General features: G+C 63.2%; 28 protein-coding genes. 12 read left to right on the top strand and 16 right to left on the bottom strand.

All coding sequences use genetic code 11. The features are described from left to right. Positions 1 to 160 precede the first annotated feature (160 nt). Positions 161 to 2,470 (top strand): NADP-dependent malic enzyme, encoded by a 2,310-nt coding sequence (locus tag CQ12_RS35785; protein ID WP_057839961.1) that lies wholly within the window; start codon positions 161 to 163, stop codon positions 2,468 to 2,470. 290 nt (positions 2,471 to 2,760) lie between these two features. After that, positions 2,761 to 3,213 carry a DoxX family protein gene (locus CQ12_RS35780; protein WP_057840056.1) on the top strand — a complete coding sequence of 151 codons (453 nt, stop codon included), beginning with the start codon at positions 2,761 to 2,763 and terminating at the stop codon, positions 3,211 to 3,213. Positions 3,214 to 3,220: 7 nt separating this feature from the next. Here the strand turns inward: CQ12_RS35780 and CQ12_RS35775 are convergent, their stop codons facing one another. From CQ12_RS35775 to CQ12_RS35745, 7 genes are all read right to left on the bottom strand, one after another. After that, on the bottom strand, positions 3,221 to 4,639 hold the full coding sequence (locus tag CQ12_RS35775) for a TRAP transporter large permease (protein WP_063799870.1): 1,419 nt from the start codon (positions 4,637 to 4,639) through the stop codon (positions 3,221 to 3,223). Beyond that, positions 4,636 to 5,229 carry a TRAP transporter small permease subunit gene (locus CQ12_RS35770; protein WP_057839960.1) on the bottom strand — a complete coding sequence of 198 codons (594 nt, stop codon included), beginning with the start codon at positions 5,227 to 5,229 and terminating at the stop codon, positions 4,636 to 4,638. Before CQ12_RS35770 ends, CQ12_RS35775 begins: the two co-directional genes overlap by 4 nt. 74 nt (positions 5,230 to 5,303) lie before the next feature. Beyond that, positions 5,304 to 6,380 carry a TRAP transporter substrate-binding protein gene (locus tag CQ12_RS35765; RefSeq protein WP_057839959.1) on the bottom strand — a complete coding sequence of 359 codons (1,077 nt, stop codon included), beginning with the start codon at positions 6,378 to 6,380 and terminating at the stop codon, positions 5,304 to 5,306. Between the two features lie 175 nt (positions 6,381 to 6,555). Next, positions 6,556 to 7,065 carry a dihydrofolate reductase family protein gene (locus tag CQ12_RS35760; protein WP_057840055.1) on the bottom strand — a complete coding sequence of 170 codons (510 nt, stop codon included), beginning with the start codon at positions 7,063 to 7,065 and terminating at the stop codon, positions 6,556 to 6,558. A 63-nt stretch (positions 7,066 to 7,128) separates the two neighbouring features. Next, a complete protein-coding gene (locus tag CQ12_RS35755; protein WP_057840054.1) occupies positions 7,129 to 8,082 on the bottom strand; it encodes a polysaccharide deacetylase family protein in 954 nt (317 codons plus the stop codon). Positions 8,083 to 8,239: 157 nt separating this feature from the next. Beyond that, positions 8,240 to 8,812 carry a glutathione peroxidase gene (locus CQ12_RS35750; RefSeq protein ID WP_057839958.1) on the bottom strand — a complete coding sequence of 191 codons (573 nt, stop codon included), beginning with the start codon at positions 8,810 to 8,812 and terminating at the stop codon, positions 8,240 to 8,242. Positions 8,813 to 8,884: 72 nt separating this feature from the next. Beyond that, positions 8,885 to 10,561, bottom strand: a complete 1,677-nt coding sequence (locus CQ12_RS35745) for a L,D-transpeptidase family protein (protein ID WP_057840053.1) — start codon at positions 10,559 to 10,561, stop codon at positions 8,885 to 8,887. Positions 10,562 to 10,907: 346 nt separating this feature from the next. Between CQ12_RS35745 and CQ12_RS35740 the strand changes: the two genes are divergently transcribed. Next, positions 10,908 to 11,456, top strand: a complete 549-nt coding sequence (locus tag CQ12_RS35740; RefSeq protein ID WP_057839957.1) for a CreA family protein — start codon at positions 10,908 to 10,910, stop codon at positions 11,454 to 11,456. Positions 11,457 to 11,489: 33 nt separating this feature from the next. Here CQ12_RS35740 and CQ12_RS35735 read toward each other — a convergent pair whose 3' ends face one another. Continuing rightward, complete coding sequence (locus CQ12_RS35735) at positions 11,490 to 11,780, bottom strand: hypothetical protein (protein ID WP_057839956.1); 291 nt, start codon at positions 11,778 to 11,780, stop codon at positions 11,490 to 11,492. Between the two features lie 382 nt (positions 11,781 to 12,162). Here CQ12_RS35735 and CQ12_RS45410 point away from each other — a divergent pair, with 382 nt between their 5' ends. The 4 genes from CQ12_RS45410 to CQ12_RS35720 all read left to right on the top strand — a co-directional run bounded on the left by CQ12_RS45410 (position 12,163) and on the right by CQ12_RS35720 (position 14,589). Then, complete coding sequence (locus CQ12_RS45410; protein ID WP_198164344.1) at positions 12,163 to 12,327, top strand: hypothetical protein; 165 nt, start codon at positions 12,163 to 12,165, stop codon at positions 12,325 to 12,327. Positions 12,328 to 12,371: 44 nt separating this feature from the next. Then, positions 12,372 to 12,770 carry a hypothetical protein gene (locus CQ12_RS35730; RefSeq protein WP_057839955.1) on the top strand — a complete coding sequence of 133 codons (399 nt, stop codon included), beginning with the start codon at positions 12,372 to 12,374 and terminating at the stop codon, positions 12,768 to 12,770. Positions 12,771 to 12,921: 151 nt separating this feature from the next. Then, positions 12,922 to 14,124, top strand: coding sequence for a serine hydrolase domain-containing protein (locus tag CQ12_RS35725; RefSeq protein WP_245310306.1), 1,203 nt, complete (start codon positions 12,922 to 12,924; stop codon positions 14,122 to 14,124). A 15-nt stretch (positions 14,125 to 14,139) separates the two neighbouring features. Then, complete coding sequence (locus CQ12_RS35720; protein ID WP_057839953.1) at positions 14,140 to 14,589, top strand: nuclear transport factor 2 family protein; 450 nt, start codon at positions 14,140 to 14,142, stop codon at positions 14,587 to 14,589. A gap of 17 nt (positions 14,590 to 14,606) precedes the next feature. Here CQ12_RS35720 and CQ12_RS35715 read toward each other — a convergent pair whose 3' ends face one another. The 3 genes from CQ12_RS35715 to pdxR all read right to left on the bottom strand — a co-directional run bounded on the left by CQ12_RS35715 (position 14,607) and on the right by pdxR (position 16,584). Beyond that, positions 14,607 to 14,834, bottom strand: a complete 228-nt coding sequence (locus CQ12_RS35715) for a DUF6719 family protein (protein ID WP_057840052.1) — start codon at positions 14,832 to 14,834, stop codon at positions 14,607 to 14,609. A gap of 20 nt (positions 14,835 to 14,854) precedes the next feature. Next, positions 14,855 to 15,007 carry a hypothetical protein gene (locus tag CQ12_RS45405; protein ID WP_187399375.1) on the bottom strand — a complete coding sequence of 51 codons (153 nt, stop codon included), beginning with the start codon at positions 15,005 to 15,007 and terminating at the stop codon, positions 14,855 to 14,857. Between the two features lie 83 nt (positions 15,008 to 15,090). Further along, positions 15,091 to 16,584: a MocR-like pyridoxine biosynthesis transcription factor PdxR gene (gene pdxR, locus CQ12_RS35710; RefSeq protein WP_057839952.1), complete on the bottom strand. Its 1,494-nt coding sequence runs from the start codon at positions 16,582 to 16,584 to the stop codon at positions 15,091 to 15,093. A gap of 62 nt (positions 16,585 to 16,646) precedes the next feature. Here pdxR and CQ12_RS35705 point away from each other — a divergent pair, with 62 nt between their 5' ends. Both CQ12_RS35705 and CQ12_RS35700 read left to right on the top strand, forming a co-directional pair. After that, positions 16,647 to 17,384 carry a pyridoxamine 5'-phosphate oxidase family protein gene (locus tag CQ12_RS35705; RefSeq protein WP_057839951.1) on the top strand — a complete coding sequence of 246 codons (738 nt, stop codon included), beginning with the start codon at positions 16,647 to 16,649 and terminating at the stop codon, positions 17,382 to 17,384. 47 nt (positions 17,385 to 17,431) lie between these two features. After that, positions 17,432 to 18,709, top strand: coding sequence for an ArgE/DapE family deacylase (locus CQ12_RS35700; RefSeq protein WP_057839950.1), 1,278 nt, complete (start codon positions 17,432 to 17,434; stop codon positions 18,707 to 18,709). Positions 18,710 to 18,814: 105 nt separating this feature from the next. Here CQ12_RS35700 and CQ12_RS35695 read toward each other — a convergent pair whose 3' ends face one another. Next, positions 18,815 to 19,609 carry a cobalamin-binding protein gene (locus tag CQ12_RS35695; protein ID WP_057839949.1) on the bottom strand — a complete coding sequence of 265 codons (795 nt, stop codon included), beginning with the start codon at positions 19,607 to 19,609 and terminating at the stop codon, positions 18,815 to 18,817. Positions 19,610 to 19,733: 124 nt separating this feature from the next. Between CQ12_RS35695 and CQ12_RS35690 the strand changes: the two genes are divergently transcribed. Together CQ12_RS35690 and CQ12_RS35685 are read left to right on the top strand one after the other, a co-directional pair. After that, the gene (locus tag CQ12_RS35690) at positions 19,734 to 20,132 is read left to right on the top strand and encodes a PaaI family thioesterase (protein ID WP_057839948.1); all 399 of its coding nucleotides are present in this window, start codon (positions 19,734 to 19,736) and stop codon (positions 20,130 to 20,132) included. Positions 20,133 to 20,406: 274 nt separating this feature from the next. Beyond that, positions 20,407 to 22,083, top strand: coding sequence for an arylsulfatase (locus tag CQ12_RS35685; RefSeq protein ID WP_057839947.1), 1,677 nt, complete (start codon positions 20,407 to 20,409; stop codon positions 22,081 to 22,083). A gap of 64 nt (positions 22,084 to 22,147) precedes the next feature. Here the strand turns inward: CQ12_RS35685 and CQ12_RS35680 are convergent, their stop codons facing one another. The 3 genes from CQ12_RS35680 to CQ12_RS35670 all read right to left on the bottom strand — a co-directional run bounded on the left by CQ12_RS35680 (position 22,148) and on the right by CQ12_RS35670 (position 25,314). Continuing rightward, positions 22,148 to 23,188 (bottom strand): phenylacetaldoxime dehydratase family protein, encoded by a 1,041-nt coding sequence (locus CQ12_RS35680; RefSeq protein WP_057839946.1) that lies wholly within the window; start codon positions 23,186 to 23,188, stop codon positions 22,148 to 22,150. Positions 23,189 to 23,216: 28 nt separating this feature from the next. After that, positions 23,217 to 24,230, bottom strand: a complete 1,014-nt coding sequence (locus CQ12_RS35675; protein WP_057839945.1) for a carbon-nitrogen hydrolase family protein — start codon at positions 24,228 to 24,230, stop codon at positions 23,217 to 23,219. 130 nt (positions 24,231 to 24,360) lie between these two features. Beyond that, positions 24,361 to 25,314, bottom strand: coding sequence for an AraC-like ligand-binding domain-containing protein (locus CQ12_RS35670; protein WP_057839944.1), 954 nt, complete (start codon positions 25,312 to 25,314; stop codon positions 24,361 to 24,363). A 263-nt stretch (positions 25,315 to 25,577) separates the two neighbouring features. On the opposite strand from CQ12_RS35670, the gene CQ12_RS35665 reads away from it, so the two are divergent. After that, positions 25,578 to 26,210, top strand: coding sequence for a GNAT family N-acetyltransferase (locus CQ12_RS35665; RefSeq protein WP_057839943.1), 633 nt, complete (start codon positions 25,578 to 25,580; stop codon positions 26,208 to 26,210). A gap of 78 nt (positions 26,211 to 26,288) precedes the next feature. Here the strand turns inward: CQ12_RS35665 and CQ12_RS35660 are convergent, their stop codons facing one another. Then, positions 26,289 to 26,591, bottom strand: a complete 303-nt coding sequence (locus CQ12_RS35660; protein ID WP_057839942.1) for a hypothetical protein — start codon at positions 26,589 to 26,591, stop codon at positions 26,289 to 26,291. Positions 26,592 to 26,728: the final 137 nt, after the last annotated feature.

Here is a 26,728-nt window from a genome sequence, read left to right as displayed (position 1 = left end):
TTGCGTCGATGCCCCCTGTTGATGGGAAAGCTCTCGGATGTTGCATCCAAGCGGTTGCCCGTGCTTCACATCCGGCTCAATCTGCCGCAAAACTAACGGTTCAAATGAAGACCGGCCTCGGCACGTAATTCGGGGCCGTTGAAGCCCGTGGGGGGAGTGTATGTCGTCCTATTCTGAAGAGCTCCATTCCGCGGCGCTTGCGTATCACCGGCTGCCGCGCCCGGGTAAACTCGAGATCCAGGCGACCAAGCCACTCGCCAACCAGCGCGACCTCGCGCTGGCCTATTCGCCGGGCGTTGCGGCCGCCTGTACCGAAATCGCCAACAATCCGGCCGAAGCGGCGGCGCTGACCTCCAGAGCCAATCTGGTGGCTGTGGTTTCCAACGGTACCGCGGTGCTGGGGCTCGGCAATATCGGCCCGTTGGCCTCGAAGCCGGTCATGGAGGGCAAGGCGGTCCTGTTCAAGAAATTCGCCGGGATCGACGTCTTCGACATCGAAATCGCCGCCGACACTATCGAGCGCGTCGTCGAGACCGTGGCCGCGCTGGAGCCGACCTTCGGCGGCATCAACCTCGAGGACATCAAGGGACCGGAGTGCTTCGAGATCGAGGCGCAGCTCAAGGAGCGCATGAAGATCCCGGTGTTCCATGACGATCAGCATGGAACGGCGATCATCGTGGGTGCCGCCATCGTCAATGGTCTGCTGCTGAACGGCAAGAAGCTGTCGGACGTGAAAATCGTCTGCTCCGGCGCTGGTGCCGCTGCGATCGCTACCCTCAATCTCCTGGTGTCGATGGGCGCGCAGCGCAAGAACATCTGGGTCTGCGACATCGACGGTGTCGTGCACGAGGGACGCAACACGCTGATGGATCGCTGGAAGGCGGTCTACGCGCAGAAGACCAGCGCGCGCGTGCTGGCGGACGTGATTGGTGGCGCCGATATCTTCCTGGGGCTGTCAGCGCCGAACGTGCTGAAGCCCGAGATGGTCCAGTCGATGGCGGACAAGCCGCTGGTGATGGCGCTGGCCAACCCGAATCCGGAGATCATGCCGGACGAAGCGCGGAAGGCGCGGCCCGATGCGATGATCTGCACCGGGCGGTCCGACTTTCCGAACCAGGTCAACAACGTCCTGTGTTTCCCGTTCATCTTCCGCGGCGCGCTCGATGTCGGCGCCACCGGGATCAACGAGGAAATGAAACATGCGGCGGTCGACGCCATCGCGCAGCTGGCGCGCGATCCGCCGTCGGATGCGGTGGCGCAGGGCTTTGACAGCGGCGAGACGCAAGGGTTCGGCCCGGGCTCGCTGATCCCGAGCCCGTTCGATCCGAGGCTGATCCTGCGCATTGCGCCGGCGGTGGCGAAGGCTGCGATGGACTCCGGCGTCGCGACGCGCCCGATCAAGAATTTCGAGGAATACACCGCGCTGCTGGAACGCTTTGCGTTCCGTTCCGGCCTGACCATGAAGCCGGTGTTCGCCAAGGCGAAGACCCAGCCGGTTCGCGTGATCTATGCCGAGGGCGAGGACCAGCGCGTGTTGCGTGCCACGCAGGTGGTGCTGGAGGAGAAACTGGCGCGGCCGATCCTGGTCGGGCGTCCCTCCGTGGTCGAAGCGCGGATCAAGCGGTTCGGCCTTTCGATCAGGGCCGGCAAGGACTTTGACCTCGTCAATCCCGAGGACGATCCGCGCTATCGCTCCTATGTGCAGACCTATATCGACGTCGCCGGACGGCGCGGCGTCACGCCCGAGGCGGCGCGCACCGTGGTCCGCACCAACAACACCGTGATCGCGGCGCTGGCGGTGATGCGCGGCGAGGCCGATGCCATGATCTGCGGCGTCGAAGGCCGCTATATGAGCCATCTGCGCCATGTCCGCGAGATCATCGGCTTCCTTCCCGGCGTCAGCGATTTCGCGGCGCTGGCGATGATGATCACCAGCAAGGGTTCCTATTTCATCGCCGATACGCAGGTGCGGCCGAATCCGAGCGCCGAGGAACTCGCGGAGGTCGCCTCGCTGGCTGCGATCCACGTGCAGCGGTTCAACATGAAGCCGCGCGTCGCGTTCGTGTCACATTCCGACTTCGGAAGTTATGATACGGAGTCCTCGCGCAAGATGCGCCGCGCCACCGCGCTGCTGAAGGAAAAGCATCCGGAGATCGAGGCCGACGGCGAGATGCAGGGCGATACCGCGCTCTCGGCCGCCGCGCGCAAACTCGTGCTGCCGCATTCGAAGCTGGAAGGCGACGCCAACATCCTGATCATGCCGAACCTCGACACCGCCAACGTCGCCTACCAGATGATCAAGACGCTGGCGGACGCGCTGCCGGTGGGCCCGATCCTGATCGGTCCGGCGCGGCCGGCGCATATCCTCACCCCCGGCGTGACCGCGCGCGGCGTACTCAACATGACGGCGGTGGCCGCCGTCGAGGCCCAGGAGCGTGCCGGCCGTCAGCAGCCGACCTTGTTCGGGTAGATCCCGGTTCAGATTGATTCAAAATCGGGATTTAGCCTTTTGTTCTGACGCGCTTTCTTCGAGCGAAGCACCGCCGCCCCCGCTTCAAGTCCGGGGAGGCATGCTGTGCGCGAAATGCTATGATCAAGAAAGCGCCTTGGTTCTGCTTCTATCAGTAGGTCAGGTGGAGCCGCGCGCAGGCCCCTGCGCGGACGGTTTCGATTTGAGCGTTTGAAAAGCGGACACGAAACGCCCATAATCGTTTCGCGCCGCCTGCTATCTTTTGCATGCCATTCAGTGAGGCCGATCCCATGCCAGCGTTAGTTACCTTCGGGCGAGTCCTGTTCGCCGTGCTCTTCATGTACACGGGGGCGACCAAGCTTTTCGCGATTCAGCCGACGGCGGACTTCATCGCATCCAAGGTGGCCATTCCGACGGTGCTTGTGCCCTATACCTCACAGCTCGAAACCATGACGGGCATGCCCACGCCGCAATTGCTGGCGGTGGCGGCCGGCGGCTTCGAGATCCTTGCCGGGCTGATGATCGCGGTCAATTTCGGCGCGCGCTTCTTTGCGATCCTGCTGATCTTCTTCGTGATCGCCACGACGTTCTACTTCCACGATTTCTGGAATCAGCCGGCGCCCGAGAATGCCAAGACGCTGATCGATGCCTTGAAGAACCTGTCGATCATCGGCGCCCTGTTCATGATCGCAGGCTACGGCAAGGGGCCGCGGCCGAATGAGCCGGCCTACGGGGACATCTGAACCAAAGTCAGAAATTCCGGATCGCCACCCGTGAACCGTCGAGCACTGTCGCAGCGTTCTGCGGCGGCGCGACCTGCTCGATCTGCGCGGTGCGCGCCGCGATCCGGCGCGCCTGCAGCCAGTTCGGGAACCACATCGCGATCGCCGGGAAGATCAACACCAGCGCCACGCAAACGACCTGCAGCACCATGAAGTCGGCCATGCCGCGATAGATCAGCCGCAGATTCCATTCCTTGACGACCTGCTTGAGATAATAGGCCGACATCGCGACCGGCGGCGACAGGAACGCAGTCTGCAGCACGACGGCGACGATGCAGCCGAACCAGACCATGTCGTAGCCGAGGCCCTTGGCGACGGGCGCGAGCATCGGCAGGAAGATGAAGACGATGGCCGGCCATTCGAACGGCCAGCCGAGCAGGAATATCAGGGTCAGGAGCAGGGACATCGTGCCCCAGGGCGGCAGCGGCGAAGCGAGCAGCGCCTTGGTCATCCAGCTTGCCGTGCCGAGCCATGCGAACACGGCGCCGAACACGTTGGAAGCCACCGCGAGCAGCAGCACCATGCTGGTGGTCGCCAGCGTGGCGTAGCAGGCATCGAGCAATCCCCGCCATGTGAACTTGCCATAGGCGATGACGAGCAGGATCGCGCCAAGCGCGCCGAACGCCGCGGCTTCCGCCGCGGTCGTGATGCCGGCGAGGATGGCGCCGAGTGTCACGATCGTCAGCACGGTCACCGGCACCAGGCCGACCAGGCATTCCCACAGCACCATCCGCATCGACTCCGGCCGCTCCTCGACCGGCACCGGCGGGCCGAGCTTCGGATTGAAGTAACAGCGGATCAGGGTGTACGCGATGAACATCGCCGACAGCAGGAAGCCGGGGCCGAACGCGGCCGCATAGAGATCGATGATCGAGATGTCGAGCACCGGCGCCATTACGACCAGCATCACGGACGGCGGAATCAGAATGCCGAGCGTCCCGCCGGCGGCAATTGAGCCGGCCGACATGCGCACATCGTAGCCGGAGCGGATCATCATCGGCCCGGCCATGATGCCGAGCAGGGCGACGGTTGCGCCGACGGTTCCAGCGGCGATCCCGAACAGCGTCGCCGTGAGGATGACGACCACGTAGAGTGCGCCATTCAGCGGCGCGAACAGATCGCGGAACGCCTTGAACAGCCGTTCCATCAGGCCGGCCTGGTCGCAGATGAACCCCATCAGGATGAACATCGGCACCGCGACAAGTTCGTCCTGCTTCATCAGGCCGATGGTTTGCAGGTAGGCGAGGTTGAAAACGCGCTCCCCCATGCCGATGTAGCCGAACGACAGCGCGAGAAACAACAGTGTGAAGCTGATCGGCAGGCCGATGAAGATCACGCCCAGCATCACCAGGAGCATGACTAGTCCGAGGAGCTCGAGGCCGGTCATATCTCGACCTTTTCCCTATGCACGAATTCGCGCCCGAACCGAACCTGGTACCAGCACTTCAGGACCTCGGAGACGCCCTGGATCATGAGAAGGAGGGCGGCCAGCGGGATCGTGGCGCGGAACGGCCACATGATCGCGCGCCACACGCTCTCCTGCGATCGTTCGCCGGTGTCGTAGGAATGCCAGGCGTCATCGATGCTGATGAGCATGAACGTGATCATGGCCGGATAGAAAAACACCAGATAGGAGATCAGGTCGACGACGCCCTTTTTCCGCTCCGAGTAGTTCTCCCAATAGATATCGGTGCGGACGTGGGCGCCTTTCAGCAGCGCATAGGCCGCGCCGAGCATGAATGCTGCGCCATTGGCCATGAAGCTCGATTCATAGACCCAGACAGTCGGCGCGCCGAACCCGTAGCGCATGACGACCTCGTAGGAGATCGTCACCACGAGGAACAGCATCGTCAGGGAAATGAGCTTGCCGGTGACGTCCGTGAAGCGGTCGATCGCGCGAATGATCGCGTAGAACGCGCGTGGGAACTGCGCGCCCGCATTGCCCGGGGCCGAAGCACTTGCGACGTCCGACGACATGATCGCTCCTCTTGAGGCACTGCTGGCGTCCGGACGTTGCGGACGCCAGCAGCTTCGCTACACGTGAAGAGAGATCACTTCTTGGTCAGGTAGATCTTGTTCTTCCAATAATACTCGCCGGCAAAATTGTACGGCGGGAACCAGGAGAGCTTGAACGGCACGATCTGTTCGGCATAGGCCTTCTGGCTGTCGATGACCTTCCGGTAGAAGGGGTTCTTGGCCGCGTGCTCGGTCTGGATCTTCTCCCACTCGTCGAGGAAGTTCTTCAGGACCTCGTCGGGTGTGCGATGCATCTGCACGCCCATCTTGATCAGGTCCTGGCAAGCCTGCGCGGTCTCACGATTGAAGGCGAAGTTGCGCGTCGTCGTTGCGTAAACGCTCGCCACCTTGATGATTTCCTGCAAGTCCGGCGTGAGCTTCTTCCAGACGTCGCCGTTGATCATCAATTGGCCGCCGGTGACGGGCTCGTGCATGCCCGGCGTGTAGTAATGCTTGGCGACCTGGTGAAGACCGAGCTTCTTGTCTTCCTCGCAGTTGATCCACTCGGCGCCTTCGATCACGCCGCGCTCCATCGCCGGCACGATCTCGCCGCCGGGGATGGTGACAACCGAGACACCGAGCCGGCCATAGGTTTCCGCACCGATGCCGTAGATCCGGTACTTCAGGCCCTTCAGGTCGGCCAGGCTGTTGATCTCTTTCTTGAACCAGCCCATTCCCTGCGGGTAGTCGGTCGGGATCGGGAAGCCGACGACGTTCAGTTTGAGGACGTCCTTGTAGAACTCGTCGAGCAGCTTCATGCCGCCACCGTCATAGTACCAGGCCCAATAGTCCGAGCCGTCCATGCCGTACAGCGGGCCGTGCGACATCGGTATTGTCGCGGTGTTGCGGCCGAGAATGTAGCCGAACGGTCCCATGCCGACATCGAGAACGTTCTTGGAGGTGGCGTCGAAAACTTCGAACGCAGGCACGATCGCGCCTGCTGGAAGCGTCTCGATCTTGAGGCGTCCGGCCGTCATCTTTTCGACGGTCTCCGCCCACAATTTGAAGATGAGATGGAAGTTCGAGGATGCGGGGTGGGTCGATTGACCCTTCAGAACAAGCGGCTTTTCAGCAGTCTGAGCGCAAACCGGTTCAGCAAAGACGGTGACCATTCCAAGAGTCACCGCTGCAACCATGGTTGAAGCGTACCTCAACATGTTGTTGGTCCTCCCGATGATGATATGTGTCTTTTTTCTTTTCAGGGTGGAACCGCGTCCGCGTACTGTCAAGCGATCTCTGGCCGCAGGCAGCCCGCATCGAGGTTTATTTGAGCGAAAGGACTACGCCCTAGGCGTTACGCCGCCACGGTGTGACGCTGACTTCATCAGCGGCATCGAGCATCTGCGGCTCGCCGGCACGCAAGCCATGCGCGGCCAGGATGTCCTGCGGCGAGCGCGCAGGCACCCCCGGGAAGCACGGCTCGCCGCCGGGCAGGCGGACATGCGGCGCGGTCGACAGCCAGAACTCGTCATAGCGGTCCATGAACATGCCGAACACGCCGGGGCCGCCGATCACGGCGACGGTGCCGGACGTGGCGCCGGCATGCTCGCAGGCGGCTTCGAACGACGCGCCCGCGGGATTCCACAAGGTTGATTTCGGATTGGATGGATCGGGCGCGATCGCATCGATCTGTCGCGTCAGGATGACGCGTTTGCGCCGGGGCGAATTTGGCTGGTCCTCGTAGGAATTGCGGCCGTGCAGGATCAGGTCGACGCGGTCGAGGGCGGCGGTGAAAAACGTCTTGTCGCCCTCGAACTTCAACTCGTCAGGCATGACGTTTCGCGCATCCGCCAGCATGCCGTCGGCGGATACAATGACATAGCCTTCGATGCGCAGCACCACCTGTGCGTCGCGCCGCTTTTATTCCGAGATCGTCTGGACGACGCTGGAAACCGGGCGTGAGCTCACGGTCGGCAGCTTGAGGTCCTTGACGATGTCCTCGTCATATTGGGCGATGGTCTGGATCGGCGCCTTGGCGCGCATCGCGACTACCTTGTAGCCGCCGGCCTTCAGCTTCTTCAAAAGCTCAGGCAGGGCTTCGGCGGTGTGCTTCTGGAAGTCGTGCATCAGGATGATGCCCTTGCCGTTCTTCTCCACCTTGCGCATCACGTTGTCGACGATGTTCTGCGCCTTGCTTGCCTTGAAATCGAAGGAGTCGAGGTCGCAGGAGAAGATCGCGATGTTGCGGGTGCCGAGATAGGTCACCATCTCCGGCGGATGCTGCAGCGCCGGGAAGCGGAAGAACGGCGCCGGGGCCTTGCCGAGCGCCCATTTCACGGCGCTAAAACCCTTTTCGATTTCATCCTTGCGCTGCTGCTCGGTCAGCTTCTTGTTGACGAGGGCGGCATGCGACCAGGTGTGCGATCCGATTGAATGGCCGGCCGCGGCCACCTGCTTGAGGATTTCGGGATAGTAGGTGGCGTGCTTGCCGATCGGGAAGAAGATGCCGGTGGTGCATTCCTCCGCGAGCGTCTTCAGCACCGCCGGCGTATTCACCGGCCACGGGCCGTCGTCGAAGGTCAGCACCACTTCCTTGTCGCGAAGGAAATCGAGCTCCTTGAAATGCTCGAAGCCGAAGCCGGGACCGCCCGTGGTGTCGATCTCGACGGTGCGGCCGATGCCGAGTGCGTTCGGATTGTTGCAGGGCGGACGGGTCGAGACCGGCGCCGGCGGCGGGGCAGGGGCTGGCGCCGCTGCGGGAGCGGCCTGAGGAGCAGCCGCCGCGCCCTTGGTGGGTAGCGCCTGCGACCACGCCGCGCTGGATGCCAACAACGAAACCGCGCCTGCAAAGATCATCCCTGCCGCAACACGCATCTTGTTTTCCTTAAATTTGAATCCCGCACCCGGTCGCGGCGCCGCCGCCGTCCGGTCTGCCTCCATTCCCCGAAGCAGATAATAACCTAGTTGGAGCAGGCGCGCCAACGCAACCGCTGCGGTTACGCGCAGCGGATTTGTCCCCGAGCCGGTTAACTCAGGAAGCGGCCAGTGCCCGCGCGATGGCGGTTTTCACCCGTGTATCCACGGGATCGACGGATTCGGGGAAGACCTCGGCGATGTAGCCGTCGCGGCCGATCAGGTATTTATGGAAGTTCCAGCGTGGAACATCCTTCGGCCGCGCCTCCGCCGCCCATTTGTAGAATGGATGCGCGCCAGGTCCCTTGACGACGGCCTTTGCGGCGATCGGGAAGGAGACGCGGTGGTTCTGCGCGGTCGCGGTGATTTCGGTCGCGCCGCCCGGTTCCTGACCGCCGAAATCGTTGGACGGGATGCCGACGATCATCAGGCCGCGGCCGCCGAATTCGGTCCACAATTCCTGCAAGCCACCATATTGCGGCGTGTAACCGCAGAGCGACGCCGTGTTGACGATCAGGATCGGCCGGCCGGCAAATTCGGAAAGCTTGATGTCGCCCCCGGAAAGGCCCGGAAACGAAAATGCATAAGCCGTGATCCGGCTCATGCCGGCCTGCGCCAGGGATTGCCTGGTTGTGCCGACGGCTGCGATCGCGGCCAGCGCCGCTGATATCACGCTCCTGCGGTCAATCATGAAACGCCTCGGCTGTGGTTCAACAGCGCAAAGCATAGCGCAACGTCCGGTCGGTCGCCGCTCAACAAGCCGTTATGGCCGGACCGCGCGCAGAGGAACGATGAAATCGGTGCCTTCGCCGGTTTCACCGCCCTGGTTGATGCTGTGATCGGACACGATGATCGAGCCGCCGGTGGTCAGCACCTCCGCGATCCGAACGAGCGCGTCCTGCGGGATCGTGATGCGGTCCAGCGCCTCGGCCGGACTGTTCTGCGCCGGCAGCGGCTTCACCTCGGCGGATGAACCGCCGGCCACCCTGCGCCGCGCAGGACGTTCGTCCTCGGTGACAGGAATGGCGTTGCGGACCGCCGGCAGCGAGACCACCGACCAGCGCAGCAGGTTGGGATCGGTCTTGTCGGCTTCCGCAGTGAAGACATGCGTGCCCAGCGGCCGGTCGCCCGGTGCGATCGTTATCGGCACGTCGAACTGCGGCTTGAAGCTCTCGCGGACGTAGAGCTTGGCGTCCTTGCGGCTAACCAACACGGCGATCTGGCCGGGGCGCCTGGGCGCTTCGACCTTGGCAGCCTTTTCCGCACCGCCTGGCAGACGCGCCGGATCTTTCTTCGCGTCAGGTGCAATGGCCGGTGCATCGGTGACCGCCTTGACGGGCTCGGCCGGCTTTTCGGCGGCTTTCGATTCAGTTGCGTTGGATTCAACGGCCTTGGATTCGGAAGCCTTCAATTCGGAAGCCTTGGATTCGGAAGTCCTGGTTTCCTCGACCTTCGGCGCTGCCGCCTTGGCGGGCTCCTCTTTGGCAATCGCCGCCGTAGGCGTCTCGGTATTCACTTCGCTGGCCTTGTCCTCGGCCTTGACGCTCTCGCTTACGGAAACCTCGGTCTTCGCGGACTCCGCGTTTGCCGTATCGCTGACCGGCGGAGCCTCGGCTGCAGACGGTGCTGCATCGGACATGACCGCGTTCTTCGCCGCCAGCGCGCGGCTGGCATCCGCAGTATGGGTCTGCTCGCGCAACGGGGCCGTGTGTCCAAGCGTCGACCTGAGATCGAGGTTCGGCTCCGAGTTCGCCAGGCTGGCATTCGCCGGCTTGGTCGCGCCGCCGGCGTCCGCGCCCTTGTCGCTCTTGATCGCGGGCGCATCGAGCTTGGGGTCATCGGCAATCAGCGGCTGCGGCACGACCTTCTGCGCCGCCAGCAAGGGGTGCGAGATACTGGCCGGCGTGATCTGGCCGGGCGTGATGATTACGCGCGCGCCCATCCGGGTCCAGTTCCACATCTTCACGGCAAAGGCCGTCGGCATGCGGATGCATCCGTGCGACGCCGGGTAGCCCGGCAGAACGCCGGCATGCAGCGCAATGCCCGACCAGGTGATGCGCTGCATGTACGGCATCGGCGCGCCGCTGTAGATATTGGAGCGGTGCATCTTGTGCTTCTGGATGACGCTGAACACGCCCATCGGAGTCGAATGACCCTTCATGCCCGTCGATACCGGGCTTTCGGCGAACAACCCGTTGGCGTCATAGACGCGGACCTTCTGCTGCTCGATCGAGACCGCGATGATCAGTGGACCCTGCGGCTTGGCGTTGGTTTCCTTGATCGCCGGCTCGGTCTTGACAGCCGGCTTGCGCGCCTTTGGTTTGCGCGGCTGCACGATCGGCATCGGCCGGTAATAGCTGGGGTCGGAATCCTGCCAGTAGAACATCGTGGCAGCATCCGCCTGGGAAGCGGTGGCAACGGAGCCGGCCACGGTCAACATCGCAATCTGCCAAAATCGCTGCTTCGCAATCGTCGCGCTCGCAATACTCGCACTGAAAAACCGATGCCCGCTCACGCGCATAATCCTCAAATCTAGCTACTCGAATCTACCGTCTTGCCAATCCGTTTGTTGTCGCAGAGGCGAAAAGCGTTCACCAGCGTAGGCCTTCTAATTTCAGCGCTTTTCGCCCTGATCGTAGCAAAAAAGCCTCACATTCCGTTAACCGGCGCTTGGGTCAATCTGACGCCTTCGGTGCGGCGCTACTAAGGCCTCCAGGCCCGCCAGCGGTCTTCCTGTTCGGCATTGCAGCACTACATAGGCGACGTGCCCTTCAGCGGAGATATCAATGACATCCAAGGCCGTCGTTAAGTGTGACAAGAAGTGGGAAATTCTGGCCTTGGTGGTGTTGGCGCTGACAGTGTGGCAGGCGTCCCCGGCGTCGGCCGCTGATGAGCCCGACCTGATTTTTCGCCGCTCGACGGTGTTCAAATGGCTGAGCCCGAACGACAAGCTCGCGACATACGCCGTCGACGACCCTGAAGTCGAAGGGGTGGCCTGTCACTTCACGGTGCCGGAAAAGGGCGGCTTCAAGGGCTGGCTCGGGCTTGCCGAGGAGGTCTCGGACATCTCGCTGGCCTGCCGCCAGATCGGCCCCGTCAAGTTCAAGCACAAGCTGGAGCAGGGCGACGACATGTTTCGCCAGCGCCGCTCGCTGTTCTTCAAGAAGATGCAGATCGTTCGCGGCTGCGATGCCAAGCGCAACGTGCTGGTCTACATGGTTTATTCGGACAGGCTGATCGAAGGTTCACCCAAAAATTCGACCTCCTCGGTGCCGATCATGCCCTGGGGGGCGACGGAGGCCGCGGTTCAGAAATGCGGTGAATTCATCCAGTAAGTCCGATGCCATCCCGGATCCGGGATGAGGGCCTTACCGTTTGAGCGGATTGGGATATTGGCGGACCTCCGGGTCGGGTGCGACCTTGCGGTCGCGGCAACCGACCAGATGCACGAATTTCTGCGGCGCCGAGACATTGCCGCGGAACTCGCCGCCTTGCTGCGACATCGCACCACAAACGCCCGCGGGATGCTGTGAGGCTTTTTCCTGGCGCTTGAGGGAAGGATCGATCCGCGAGTTACTCCCGGACAAATTTCCAACAACCGGCTGGCCGGGTTTGCGGGTCGGGGTGTCATTGCCAACATCGGTGTTGCGATGGCCCACGACTGCTGTCCTTTGTTGAGGAAGGGTCGAAACGCACGAGCCCGCGCAAAGTTGCACGGTGTCCGGTTGAGTCGGCCGGACCGAAGCTTCGGTTCATCCGATAAAGCCTGTTAACGAGGCGGTCCTCGTCCACTGGACGAAGGCCAAAGCGGCCCGATTGGCCGGCTGGCGGCGTTCAGCCGGAACATCCGAGGCGAGGGCGCCCCGCCTGAATTCATTGGATTTTTTCCGCCAATGTTTCGTCCGGCGGCGGCGACGAAACAATTCTCCTGTGTCACGAAACCATTTTTCGTTTTTGGCGCAGAGGTCCGGAAACGGCCCGCTTGTATCAGATTGGCGACGAGACGGCGGCGGCGGCCACCGACAACCGGAGACAGTTTAGATGTGGAACCTTAGCTTCATCCTCGCGTTTGCCTTCGTTCTGGCGAGCCCCTCGATGGCTGGTTCCTCGGATCAGGCCCTGCCGGGCGTCGGCACTTTTGCCTACAGCGGCTCGCCGGTTGCGACAGCGGCTGCCCAGCCGATGATGGTTGTGGCCGCCAAGTAAGTGTGGCGTATCCGTTGCAACGAGATCGCGGATAAAGGCCCTGCATGTTGGTACGCATCTCTTCTGCCGTAGTTCTGACGTCCCTCCTTCTCGGCGGCGCGGCGCAAGCTCAGGTCCAGTTTCAGCCGCCGCAGACTTCGTTCCGTTCGCTCTTCAAGGTGCCCGACCCGCGCGGCGAGTTCGTGCGGACGTGCGCGCCGCATATGGTCGGACGCTGGGCGCACCCTGAAAGCGTCTGCGGCTGTCTGCATGATTACGCCGCCGCGACCGTGGAAGATGCCGATTTGCGCGAAGCATTGCTGCGCGGCATCAGCGAGACCGGAGTGCCGACGATCGAGACCGCATGGGTCCCGGCGTCGAAGCAAGCCCAGATCGGTCCAACCTTCACCAAGATCGCCAAGCCGACGCTGCAATGCATGTTCGAGCCGGCGCCGAACCAGTAACGCCGGCGTTACTTAGTCTCCTGCAATTCCCTCAGTCTCGACACACCGATAACGGCCATTGTAAGCAATGGCCGGTCGATGATCTGTGCGGGGCCTGTCAATGCAGCCGGGACGTATCCTGCTCTCATGCGCGATACTTGTCGTGCTGGGCATGCCGGCCGCTGCTGCGCCCGATGAGGAGCTGTTGGGAAAGGCGGCCGGCTATCCGATCGGCTCGCCCGCCAACTGGTTCTATGACGAGCGCGTCCGGGTCGGGTCGTTCAGCCACCTCGACAGCATCCTGCCGCACTACACGCTGAAGAAGGCGGCTTCTCCGCTCCCCTTACGGAAAACCTCCACTGAGCCGAAGGTCGAGTATCGGTTCGAACAGCAGACCCACACGCTTGACGACTTTCTCAACCGTCAGCGCGTCACCGGCTTTCTGCTGATCAAGGACGGCGAACTGCTGACTGAACGCTATCAGTATAATCGCAATGCGGACCATCGTCTCGTTTCGCATTCTATGGCGAAGTCCATTGTCAGCCTTGCCGTGGGGATGGCGCTGGCCGAAAAGAAGATCGCCACGCTCGACGACACCATCGCCAAATACGTGCCTGGGCTTGCCGGCAATCCCTACGGCGAGACGACGATACGCAACATGTTGCGGATGGCGTCCGGTGTGCCGTTCCAGGAAAGCTATGACGGCAAGGACGATCTGGCCAAGTTCAACAGGATTCGCCTGACGCAGGACTCGGTCGCGGCGCTGCGCGCCTTCACGACGCGCGAGGTCGAGCAGGGGAGCCGCTTTCACTATGCCTCCAATCAGACCGTGGCGCTGACGCTGCTGCTGCGCGCGGTGACCGGCACCTCGGTGAGCGAATATCTGACGACGCGACTGTGGCAGCCGATGGGTGCGGAGGCCGATGCGACCTGGGTCAGGATCAAGGACGGCACCGAAGTCGGCTCGGGGAGCTTCAATGCGGTCCTGCGCGACTACGGGCGGCTTGGCATATTGCTGGCGAATGACGGCGCCCTGGGCGAGAGACGGATCGTGCCGAAGGATTATCTGCTCGATGCCACCGACTGGCATCGAGCAGCCCGAGGCGTTCGCACCGCGCAAGGCGACACCGTATTTCGGCTATGGCTACCAGTTCTGGCTGTTTCCAGGCGAGAAGCGCCGGTTCGCGCTGCTCGGCGTCTACGGGCAATCGATTTTCGTCGATCCCGAACTCAAGCTGGTGATGGTCATTACCGCGGCGGCGAAGAACGCCAGCGTGGGGAAGGAGCCGCTCGCGCGCGAGCGCGATGCGCTGTGGCGCGGGGTCGTCGCCAAATACGGAAGTTGGTAAGTCGAGCTCAACATCGAAACAGATAGCACAAGGGGAAGACCATGCGATCCATCATCATCGGCCTCATCGGCATATTGCCGTTCGTTGTGTCTCCGGCTTCAGCCGCCGAGCCGGCCAGCGAGGAAGCCAACAAGAAGGCGGTGCTCGAATTCTACGATGCGGCACTCAACCGGAAGGATTTCGACGCCGCCGCGAAGTATTTCGGGCCGCATTACATCCAGCACAATCCGACGGCGCCCGATGGCATCGAAGGGTTCAAGACCTTCCTCGGCTTCCTCAAGGAAAAATTTCCGGACTCCCGCAGCGAGATCAAGCGGGTTTTCGCTGATGGCGACTACGTGATCCTCCACGTCCATAGCGTGCGAGAGAAGGGCACGCGTGGCCGCGCCATCGTCGACATTTTCAGGCTCGAGAACGGCAAGATCGTCGAGCACTGGGACGTCATCCAGGAAGTGCCGGAGAAGGCCGCCAACACCAACGGCATGTTCTAGCGCCTCGCAGCGCGCCGCTAGCGCTTCTTGGTCCCCAGCCGCTGAATGCACTTGCGCGTGCGCACGACGCCTGACGTCGTCATCTGCGAACCTTGGACTTCCTTGATCTGTCCCGCCGGGCACGATCCGTCATCGACCAGGACGCGCTGGCCGAGTCTGAGGTCGACGATGTCCTGCTCGCGTGAGACCGCTTGAGCGAGCGCAGGGGTGGCGAGCAACAGCAGAACGAGGGCGGCGGCTTTCATCGGCGTCAAATCGGTCTTCCTCACTTGGTCTTGATCTTCAGTCCATCGGGGCCGACATTGATCTGCAGGCCCTCGGGTTCCTGCTTGGCTTGATAGAGATTGTAGCCGAGCACGCCAACGGCGACGATCAACACGCCGATGATGAGATAGAGAACGTTGCGATTGCCGGGCATCCGGTATTTCCGCCGTAAAAGTTGATTCAGGCATCGAGCTTAGTGACGCGGCGACGATTCTGATAGAGCGCCGGTCGGCGCAGTCAGCTTGTGGCCTTCCGTCTGCCGCCGGTTCCACGGGCCTTGCGATCTGCCTGCAACGCGGCCAGCGATGACTTTGCCAGCCGCTCGGCCGAGGCAATTAGCTGCGGTAGCTTGTGGCCGGCAAATCCCAATACAAAGCCCGGCAGCGGGCGGGCACGAAAATAGGTCTCCGCCAGCAGCCAGCCCGCGACACCGGCCTCCGCCTTTGCCTTGGCGGCAACCAGCGGATCGGTCGAGGGATCGAACCGCGCGACCAGGTGCAGGCCCTGCGAGGGCACCGGCACCGAGAGCTGTCCCTGCGATGCCGCTGACAGCGTCGAGGCCAGCACGTCGCGTGCCTCGCGGTAGATCCCGCGCACCTTGCGCAGGTTGGCGGCGAAGGCGCCGGAATTCAGCATGTCCGCCACCGCGCCTTCGAGCAGCGTGCCGGGAAAGCGGTCGAGCGCGGCGCGGGCCGTCGTCACCGGTCCGACCAACCGCTCGGGCAGCGCGCAATAGCCGATGCGCAATCCCGGAAACAAGGTCTTGGCAAACGTGCCCATGTAGATGACGCGCGAGAGGTGATCGATGCCGGCGAGCGACAGCAATGGCGCGCCGTCGTAGCGAAACTCGCTGTCGTAATCGTCCTCGATCACGAAGGCGCCGGCATCCCTGGCCCAGTCGAGCAGTTCGAGCCGCCTTGTCATCGACATCTGCACGCCCAGGGGGAACTGGTGTGACGGGGTTACGTAGGCTGCGCCGGCTGAAGGCGCGAGGGCCCGGCCTTTAGCCACGATCATGCCTGATGCGTCGACCGGCACGGCGGCGGGACGCAGGCCGCAATGCCCGATCGCTCGTCTTGCGGCGGGATAGCCGGGATCCTCGCACCAGATCTGATCGCCGGGCTTGAGGATCGCGCTGAGCACGATCCGTAAGCCATGCTGCGTTCCCGAGGTCAGCATGATCTGGTCCGGATCGCAGCGCAGCCCGCGCGCCGACAGCAGGTGATCGGCAATGGCGGCGCGCAGTTCATGGCTGCCGCGGGGGTCGCCATAGTGAAGGTGCTCGGCGCCGAAGGCGCGCATGCGCCGGCCCGCAAACGCCCGGAAGCGCTGCAGCGCCCGCTCGTCAATATCTGTGCAGCCGAGTGCCAGCGGGCCCTGCTGCTGCGACTCGATTGCGATCTTGGTCTTGCGCGGCTCGCTGGCAGGGGCGGGGATGCGCGCGGCGACGAAGGTGCCGGAGCCTGTGGTCGCCACCGCAAAACCGTCGGCGATCAGCCGCTCATAGGCCGATGTGACGGCGTTGCGGCGAAAACCGGTCTGCTTGGCCAGCGTGCGCGACGGCGGCAGCGGCTCGCCGGGCTTTGCGATCCCGCCGGTGATGGCGTGGCACAGCGCCTGATAGAGCCGATGCTGGGACGAGGCGCCCGGCGTCACGTGCGCACCCGAGAGATCGAGCGCGAGCTCGGCCTTACGGGGGGACGGCGAAGAATTGGTCGGAATTTTTCGCATGTAATTGGCACTATCGCAGACCAAATTGGCCGGTACAACTGTCAACGACCGCACTCAATGGGATGAGGACTGCCGTGACCGACGCCGTGACCACCGACGCTTATCCGCTATCGCCGCGAAACCAGGTGAAGCGGCGTCACGATCGCGGCTTCTACGACCACGCCACCGTCCATCGCCTGCTCGACGCGTCGATGCTGTGCCACGTCTCCTATGTGATCGACGGCCAGCCCTATTGCACGCCGACCTTCTTCTGGCGGGAGGGCAGCAAATTGTATTGGCACGGCAGCAGCGCCAGCCGCATGCTGCGCAACCAGACGGGCGGCGAGCGGGTCTGCCTCACGGTTGCGCATCTCGACAGCCTGGTGCTGGCCCGCTGCGGCTTCAACCATTCGGCAGATTACCGCGCCGTGATGGCGTTCGGCACCGCCTATCTCGTCACCGACGCGATCGAGAAGGAGCGCGCGCTGGTCGCCATGGTGGACCGCTTCTTTCCGGAGCGTACCGCGAGCCTGCGACAAAGCACGGTTCAGGAGATCAAGGCGACATCCGTCATCGCGATGGAGATCGAGCAGGCGTCCGCCAAGATCAGGTCGAAGGGCGTCGCCGACGACGATGAGGACTACGAACTTCCCATCTATGCCGAACGGATTCCGGTGCGCACGGTGCTGGGGCGGCCGGAACCCTGTCCGCGACTACTCGACGGAGTCGAGCGCCCGGCGTCGCTCGGTGCCTATTCAGAAGGCCGCCTGCTCGAAGATGCATTGCGGGATGCGCATTTTGCGCATTACGCCGGCGGCTGAGATCGGGGTAGGGTGGCCGCTCCCGAATTCGCGACTGGAGCCGCCGCATGACGACCGATACGCAACAAAAAATCCTCGACGCCGTTGACGCCGGCTTTGACGCGCAACTGGCGACGACACGGGATTTCGTTGCGATCCCCTCGACCCGCGGCGCGGAGGGGCCGTGCCAGGACATGATCGCCGACCTGCTGCGGCAGCGCGGCTACGAGGTCGACGACTGGCATATCGACGTCGAGGATCTGAAGGACCTGCGCGGCTTCGGCCCGATCGAGCATGATTTCTCCAGGGCGCGCACGGTGGTCGGCACCTACAGGCCCGCGAGCAATGCCGGCAAATCGCTGATCCTGCAGGGCCATTGCGATGTCGTGCCGGCAGGTCCCCTCGACATGTGGGAGACGCCGCCGTTCTCGCCGACCATCAAGGACGGCAGGATGTACGGCCGCGGCGCTTGCGACATGAAATCCGGCACCATCGGCGCGCTCTATGCGCTGGACGCGATCAAGGCCGCGGGGCTTAAGCCGACAGCACGCATCCATTTTCAGTCCGTGATCGAGGAAGAGAGCACCGGCGTCGGCGCGCTTTCGACCCTGCAGCGCGGCTACCGCGCGGACGCCTGTTTCATCCCGGAGCCGACCGGCGAGACCATGGTGCGCTCGCAGGTCGGGGTGATCTGGTTTCGCCTGAAGGTGCGCGGCTTCCCGGTGCACGTGTTCGAGGCCGGCGCGGGCGCCAACGCGATCATGGCGGCCTATCATCTGATCCACGCGCTGCAGAAGCTCGAGGCCGACTGGAACGAGCGCGCCAAGGCGGACCGCCATTTCAAGGCGGTCAGCCATCCGCTCAACTTCAATCCGGGCATCATCAAGGGCGGCGACTGGGCTTCCAGCGTGCCGGCGTGGTGCGATGTCGATTGTCGCATCGCGGTGCTGCCGGGTTGGTCGATCGCCGAATGCCAGAAGGAGATTCTGGCCTGCGTGTCGGCGGCCGCGCGCGATCACCGGTTCCTCTCCAACAACCCGCCGCAGGTGGAATGGTCGGGCTTTTTGTCGGAAGGATATGAACTGACGAATTCCGCTGAGCCGGAAGCCGCATTCGCAAAGGCGTTTGGTGCCGTCTATGGCGGCGTGGTGCCCGACCGCGCGTTCACCGCGCTGACGGACACGCGGTTCTACGGCTTGAACTACAACATCCCGAGCCTGTGCTACGGCGCCAAGGGCGCGGCGATGCACGGTTTCAACGAATATGTCGAACTGGACTCGCTGCGGAAGTCGACGAAAGCGACCGCGCTGTTCATCGCGGAGTGGTGCGGGGTGGAGAGGGTGTAGGCAGGAAATTGTAGCTGCCGTAGGGTGGGCAAAGCCAAGCGTGCCCACCGTCACTTGCGGCGTGCGTTAAATGGTGGGCACGGCGCTTGCGCGCCTTTGCCCACCCTACGAAACTGGACTCGAGCCCCACAGCGCCTTCACAAGCGCGTCCAGCCCATCCGTCAGCGCCGCCGGTCCCGGCTGCAGGATGATCGTCGACTTGATCTCGACAATGCGGTTGCTGCGCACGGCGGGGATATCGCTCCAGCCCGGACGCTGGCGGATGCGATCGGGCACGACCTTCTTGCCGCACCAGGAGGCGAGGATCACGTCGGGCGCGGTGCCGCGCACCACGTCTGGTGAAATGATCCGGTCCTTAGCGGCCTGCTGAAGCCGCAGCTTCGGCAGCGCGTCCTCGCCGCCGGCGATTTCGATCAGCTCGGACACCCAGCCGATTCCGGAAATCAGGGGATCGTCCCATTCCTCGAAATAGACTTTTGGTTTTGGCGAGGGACGGGGTGTCGCGGCGATGCGTGCGATGCGCCCTTCGAAGTTGCGCGCGAGTTGATCGGCGCGCTCCGCTGCGCCAACGATGGCGCCGAGCGTGCGGATCATCGCGAGGATGCCGGCGATGTCGCGCTGGTTGAAGACGTGGATGGCGATCCCTGCGCGCACCAGATCGGCAACGATGTTCGCCTGCAGGTCGGAGAAGGCCAGCACCAGATCCGGCTCGAGCGCCAAAATCTTCGGAATGTCCGCGGAGATGAAGGCGGCAACCCGCGGCTTCTCACGGCGGACCTGCGGCGGCCGTACCGCATAGCCGGAGACGCCGACGATGCGGTCCTGCTCGCCGAGAAGATACAGCGTCTCGACGGTCTCTTCGGTCAGGCAGACGATACGGCGGGGCGGGAACTGGCGCATGCCCTGATATGGCGAATTTCCGGCCTCATGTCACGGCAGCCATTACCTCGGAGGTCATTGCCTGATTTACCGGCAGCCGCCATTCTGTCCGGGAAATCACTTCCAAGAAAAGCCCGGAGGACGAATGACGCCGCTCGAAAAGATCCAGTCGATGAAGATGCCGTTCGCGGAATTGAAGGGGGTGACCTTCACGGAGGCTGGAATGGACCGCGTGGTGGCGAAGATGCTGGTGCGGCCGGACCTCTGCACGCTGCGGAATACGATTCATGGTGGCGCGGTGATGGCGTTCGCGGATTCGGTCGGCGCCGCAGCAACCGTCATCAACCTGCCCGCGGACGCCAAGGGCACCACCACGATCGAGAGCAAGACCAATTTCATCGGCGGCGCCAAGGAAGGCTCAACGGTGATCGCCATCGCTACACCGGTGCATCGCGGGCGCCGCACCCAGGTCTGGCAGACGAGGCTGGAGACCGAGGACGGCAAGCTGGTTGCGGTGGTGACCCAGACGCAGATGGTGCTGTAGGGCGTAGACTCCTAAAAGCGATGTTTGCTTCCGGGGGCCGAGTGGAAATCTTCTGATCGGTTAAAGCACGACTGCTGGTGACCCCAGAAGTGCGGCGGCTCGGGTTCGATTCCCTAAATCACACCCAAGGCTTGACGCAGATCAAGCATCTTGCCCCGGAACCACGCAGCGTCACTGCGCTAGAACCTCGCTTTGCTGCACGATAACCGTGCGGCCGATTTCGCCGCGCGCGTGCAACAGGGCTCTCCGAAGCAATCTAATCGTGGAGGAAAGCATGAGCGTCGAAAAAGAGCAGACTCCGGTGCGTGCAAAAGCGCGTGGTCTGGATCGCCGCCGTATCCTGCTCGGCGGCACCGCGCTTGCGGTCGTTTCTGCGCTGAGTGCCGGCGCTGCGGTCCGGACGGCGCAGGCCCAGCAACCGGCTCCGGCGCAAGCGCCCGGACGCCTCCCCAATGTTTTGGCGATCATGGCCGACGACATAGGCGTGTTCAACATCGGAGCCTACCACCGTGGCATGATGGGAGGGGCCACACCCAACATCGATCGCATTGCGCGCGAGGGTGTATTGCTCACCGACGCCTACGGCCAGGCCAGTTGCACCGCCGGGCGCGCCGCCTTCATCACCGGGCAGCTTCCAATGCGCACGGGTCTAACTACCGTCGGACTTCCCGGTGCGCCGCAAGGGCTGAGTTTCGAAGATCCCACCCTTGCCGAATTGCTCAAGCCGCTGGGATACATGACGGCTCAAATCGGGAAGAACCATCTGGGCGACCGCAACGAGTTCCTGCCTACGGTTCACGGCTTCGATGAGTTCTACGGCAATCTCTATCATCTCAATGCCGAGGAAGAACCGGAACAAGCGGACTACCCGAAGGACAACCCGGTATTTCAGCAGAAATTCGCACCACGCGGCGTGCTGGAGGCCAAAGCCACAGAGAGGGACGACCCGACCGTCGACCCGCGCTTCGGCCGCGTGGGAAAGCAAACCATCAAGGACAGCGGCCCCTTGACGCGCAAGCGGATGGAAACAGTCGAAAACGACCTGCTCCAACACTCGTTCGACTTCATGGGGCGGGCGCGAGCCGCCAACAGACCGTTCTTCCTGTGGCACAACACGACGCGCATGCACGTGTGGACGCGTTTGTCGGACCGCTGGAGGGACAAGACCAAGTACGGCGTCTACACCGACGGGATGGCGGAGCTCGACTGGGTGGTCGGTGAACTCCTGACCAAACTCGACGAGTTGGGGATCGCCGACAACACCATTGTCATCTTTACAACGGACAACGGCGCGGAGAAGTTCAGCTGGCCGGATGGCGGGACCACCCCGTTCCGCGGCGAGAAGGGGCTTGGCTGGGAGGGCGGATTCCGCGTGCCCTTCGTGATGCGCTGGCCTGGGAGGATTCCCGCAGGGCAAGTGCTCAACGGGATTTTCTCGAATGAGGACGTGGTGCCGACAATCATGGCCGCGGCTGGCGTCCCTGACGTGAAGGAGAAGCTGCTCACGGGGTACAAGGCCGGCGACAAAACCTACAAAGTGCACCTCGACGGCTATAACCAGCTGCCCTACCTCTCCGGTCAGAGCAAGGAATCCGCTCGCCGCGAGTTCTTCTACTACGGCGAGGCCAATCTCTACGCCATTCGCGTCAACGACTGGAAAATCCACTTCCAGACCAAGAACGATTGGTTCGCAGGGCAAGCCGTCACGCCGACCGTGCCGCGGCCGGTGAATCTGCGGTCGGACCCATTCGAGCAGCACATGGAGGCGCCATACTACCCGCTCTACGCGGGCGAAAAATTATGGACGGTCGTGCCAGCATCCGCATTCGTGCAACAGCACCTGGACTCGTTCAAGGCCTTCCCGCAACGTCAGAACCCGGCCGGCTTCAACGTCGGCGACGCGGTGGGGCAAGCGCTGCAAGCCACGACTGTCGGTGTCGGAAAACGATAGCGCAGGATCGGCTGCGCCTGTGCCAATCGCGTCGCAGGCGCAGCACCAATGCGATTGCGGCCGATCACGCCGCTTCCACCGCGTTCAGCATTCCGGTTTGCGGGTGACACTCTACATATTCGAAAAGCTGCTCGTCGGCGCGGGCGACGGTGACCTCGTGGTAGAGCCGCAGCTTTGCGGCTGGCCCGAGCGTCGACAAATATTTCATGGCGGCGCCGAAAATCCTGACATGGGTCGGGTGCGATTCAGCCCAGCGTTCGAGTGCCGACAGGCTCTTCCACCAGCTCATGCCGTAGGATTTTTCGGTCGCCGCGCCATCGGGGCCGACAACCGTCATGTAGCGGTTAGCGTAGCAGCCGATCGAGCGTCCCTGGTCGCGCAGGAAATCCATACCCTCGCGCAGCACCGGCTCGACATCGCCGAGATACATCTTGCGCTCGGCGGCTTCGGTGTCGCCCCAATCCTGGCCTGAGCGGATCAGGCAGACATTGTCATGCGGAATGATCCGGACGCGCGCGCCGTCACGAACGGCGCGGGCCGAGCCAGACGGTGCCATCTCGCTGGTTTGCGACAACGGGATGCGATCGCGCATGCCGCCCCAGTAGGCGTGCTCCAACACCTCGCCGCTCATGCCGTCGGCGAGCACGGCGACGCCTTCCGGCCTATCGAGGGAAGAGAACAGCGTCTCGTAGCCTTCCACGGAGGGATAAAGCGCCTCGATGAAGGTGCCGAACCCGTCGCTGGTGCGCTCGCCGCCGGTCCAGCGCTCGCGTGCACGTGGAAACCAGCGATCGAACTTCTGCCGATCATTCCAATAGGCGACCGTGACGACGTTGGTGAAACCGGCCTCGTCGACGTAGCGCGCGCGGTCCCAATGCGTCGGGCCATCGGTTGCCGTGAATCCTGACGCAAGCCGATCCAGCGCCTGCTCGGCGGCGATCGATGGCGTATCGCGGGTCTGGAGGCCGAAATAGGCCATCACCACTCGCGTGACGCTCGGTTTGTGCCGCGCCACGAAGGACGGGTAGGGTGGCGCATAATCGTCGCCGACACGGCGATGGCGCGTTCGTGCGGTTTGCAGATGTGCAGGGATCGCGGATTCCATCGGCCTGCTCCTTGTCTGAATAACTGCGTCAGGCCTGCAGCCTGATTTCGCTCATGACCTCGGCATCGACGGGCAGCGAGAAATGCTCGACGCGGTTGGCGCGCGTGGTGTTGAGCAGCAGCCGCGTGACATCGGGCCGCGAATAATGCCCGGCCGGATCGGCGGCGTTCTTCGCCACCCCGATCATGCCGAGATCGATGTCGGCGTACAAAATGCCTTCCTGGTCGGGCGGAAGCTTGTCGGCAAGCGAGCTGCCGTCCGGCCCGTAGATCACGGCGTGGCCGCCGCCGGCGTGCAGGAAGGCGTGCTTCTCGGGGGAGTCGCAGAGCTCTTCGATCATCGCCTGCGAGACGACCGCGCAGGGGCCCAGGAAGAAGCATGAGCCTTCGACCGCATAGACCTTGCTGGCGGCGTTGTTGACCTCATGCCCGAGCGCATGCGCGAACGGGTCGTACAGCGAAAAGCTCGGCCATGCCCCGACATGCACCTGCTCGTTCTGGGCATACATCGCGTATTTCGACAGCGGCTGCAGGTGCTCCCAGCAGCATAGCGCGCCGAGCCGGCCGACATCGGCGCGATCGTGAACCGCGAGGTCGCTGCCGTCGCCTTCGCCGAACACGGTGCGTTCGGCATGGGTCGGCCGCAGTTTCCGGCGCTTGGCGATGGTCTCGCCATCAGGACCGATCAGCCATTGCGCGATATAGAGGCTGCCGCCGTCGCGCTCGGACAATCCGAGCACGGCGGTCAGCTTGGCGCGCTTCACGGCGTTGCGGATCTTCTCTGCCTGCGGGCTATTGAACGCGAGCGAATTGTCAAAATAGCGCTGCACAAAGCCGCGGCCGATCGCCCAGGCCGGCGCGCCGAGCCAGATCTGCCACGGATATCCGGGAATGAAGGTTTCGGGAAAGGCGATCAGCCTGGCGCCTTTTGCGGAGGCTTCCTCGATCAGCGCAATGGTCTTGTCGACGGTGGCGTCGAGATCGAGAAAAACCGGCGCCGCCTGAACCACTGCCACCTTGTATTTCTGATGAACCAGACCCATCGCACCCATCCTCTTCGCATTGGTGACCGACACTTGCTGGGGGCGAGCCTACTGCCATGGCCGTACACGCGGCTTGTCCGCGTCGGAACGAAAACTTGTCGTAACTGGCAATGGACGGCTGAGGGGGGCGTTATCTGCCCGGCTGTTCGCGCCATTCGCGCGGCGAGACGCCGAAGCGCTGCCTGAAGATACGGCTGAAATGGGCGAGGTCGTTAAAGCCCCATGCGAAGGCAATCTCGCCGATGTGCCGGGCCTGACAGGCGGGGTCGGCAAGGTCGCGCTTGCACCGCTCGAGCCGTTGCATCTGCACGTAGCCGCGGAACGAGGTCTGTTCGTCCGCCATCAGGTCGCTGGCGTAACGCGGCGAGATTCCGACCGCCGCTGCGGTGCGCGGCAGCGACAATTCGGGATCGGCAAGATGCGTCAGGATATGGTTCTTGAGCCGGTAAAGGAGAGCCGAGCGGTGGGCCGATTGATCCGACAGGCGCGCATGCAGCCTGTCGGCCAGTGTCATCGCCAGCAGGTCCAGCGCCTGGTCGAGCAGGCGGCTCGCGGCTGCGGGATCGACTTGTTCGATCGTCTTGCTCACATTGAGCGTGAAATCATAGGTCAGCTGTTCGAGCGGACGGTCGCCGGCGAACGTCGTCGCGGTCAAACCATCGAACGAGCCGATGCGCTGTTGCAGCAGCTTGCGCGGCATCTGCAGGATGGTCTGCGAAAAGCTGTCGTCGAAGCGCAGCTCGTAGGGGCGGGTGGTGTCGTAGATGACGAATTGTCCCGCGGAGACGATCGCCTCGCGGCCGTCCTGGAAGACGCCGTTCACGCCGTGATTGCCCAGCGCCAGCAGCACGAAATCCTCGCTGGCGCGGGCAATGCGCGACGGCGTGCGGAATACCCGCTGCGCGGTGGAATCGACCCGCGTGAACGCCGCGGGTCCGATTTTCGATTGCGACACCGAGCCCCAGAACGCGCCGCGCATGTCCGATTTGCAGTCGAGGCCCACGAAGGTGTCGCAGACGATGTCCTGCCACACCGCAAGCCGGCGGTCCGGGAGGCATGAACGCGTGTCGAGCACCACAGCCACAACGGGCCTCCACGAGCGATCCGGGTGTGTTGGCTTCAGCCTTGGTTTGTTCGGAAATAAGCAGGCGCCGTGCCAGTCTGCGCCGGGCGGCGAATCTTAACAATTGGTTAATGGTGCCGCCGCTAAGGTGCTGCGATTACTGCTGTTATTTAAGGCAGTATACGGAGCAATCCGGCCTTGAATTTCATGCTGCGACGCACAATATTGGTGGTCTAGGGATTCGACGCCTCCTCGAAGGGCTATTCTGAGAGGAGATTTGGACTATGTACCTCAGCCTTATTGCGGCAGCGCTTGCCAACAGCAGCGTGCGCACGCTCAGCCAGCAGGAAGAATTGCCGCTCTTGCGCGATCACCTGCTGCGGCTCGACCGCATCAGCCGCCGCGACCGTTTCCATGGCTTCATGGACGACAGCTTCATCGAACGCTACGCCGAGAAATGCGCCAATGACGGCACGGTCATCATCGCCTTCTTCGAAGACGGCGTGGTTCGGGGCGCGGCAGAACTGCATCCGCCGGATCAGTCACCGGATTCGCTTCCCGAGATCGCCTTCAGCGTCGAAGCGTCGGTGCGCCGTCGCGGCGTCGGCAGCATCCTGTTCCGCAAGCTGATCGCGGTGGCGCGGGCCAAGGGCTACCAGAGCCTGCGGATCACCACCGGTGCGCAGAACGACGCAATGCGGGCGCTTGCCGGCAAGTTCGGCGCGCAGCTTGTGTTCCGCCACGGCGAATCCACCGGCACCATCGATCTGACGAAATATGATCAGGCCGAGCTCGCGACGTCCTGGGTCGAGGGCACGGTGAATGCAGCGCGTACGGCGGTGGCTTTCAACCGCGCCTATTGGCGAATGCTGCTTCGGATGGCCGGCACTGCACCGTCGGAGTGGGGCGCCTCGTAAGCCAGCACGCACGTTAAATCCAGCGAATTGCCGAAAGGGCGATTCGCTGGACACAATTCCAGGGAAAGTTTGGGCTTGTCAGGTGCCGGTGCGCTTGTCGTTGCCGAAGCGCCTAATGACGCGGCGCTCGACCACGACGGAGCGCTGTGCGCCCGCTTCGCCCGCGATCACGCGGGTCGCCGATCGCGCCAGCGCGCGGCCGGTCTTCTTCACTTCCGCCAGCACTTCCTCATAGGGCAGACCCATCAGCGCGGCGGCGATTTCCGCCTGCTGCTGCTGATCGTCGGTGATCCCCACCGCAGCGAAGATTGCCTCTTCCAGCGTCGGCGGATCCCGTCGGACGCGTCGTGTGCCGTATTTCGTGTTCCAGTCTTCGCTCATAGGGGCCTCGCATTGCTTGCCGAGATACCTATGTGCCCTAATGTTGCATTGCAATATGAATTTCGCGTGGCAATACAGCCATGCGTCTACAACCCCTCAAATCCGGTAGCGCCGTACGGTATCGGTATTTTGATCGG

Source organism: Bradyrhizobium jicamae (assembly GCF_001440395.1).
Classification (GTDB): domain Bacteria; phylum Pseudomonadota; class Alphaproteobacteria; order Rhizobiales; family Xanthobacteraceae; genus Bradyrhizobium; species Bradyrhizobium jicamae.
The sequence above is the reverse complement of the archived record's forward strand: the minus strand, read 5'-3'. Positions and strand labels throughout refer to the sequence as shown.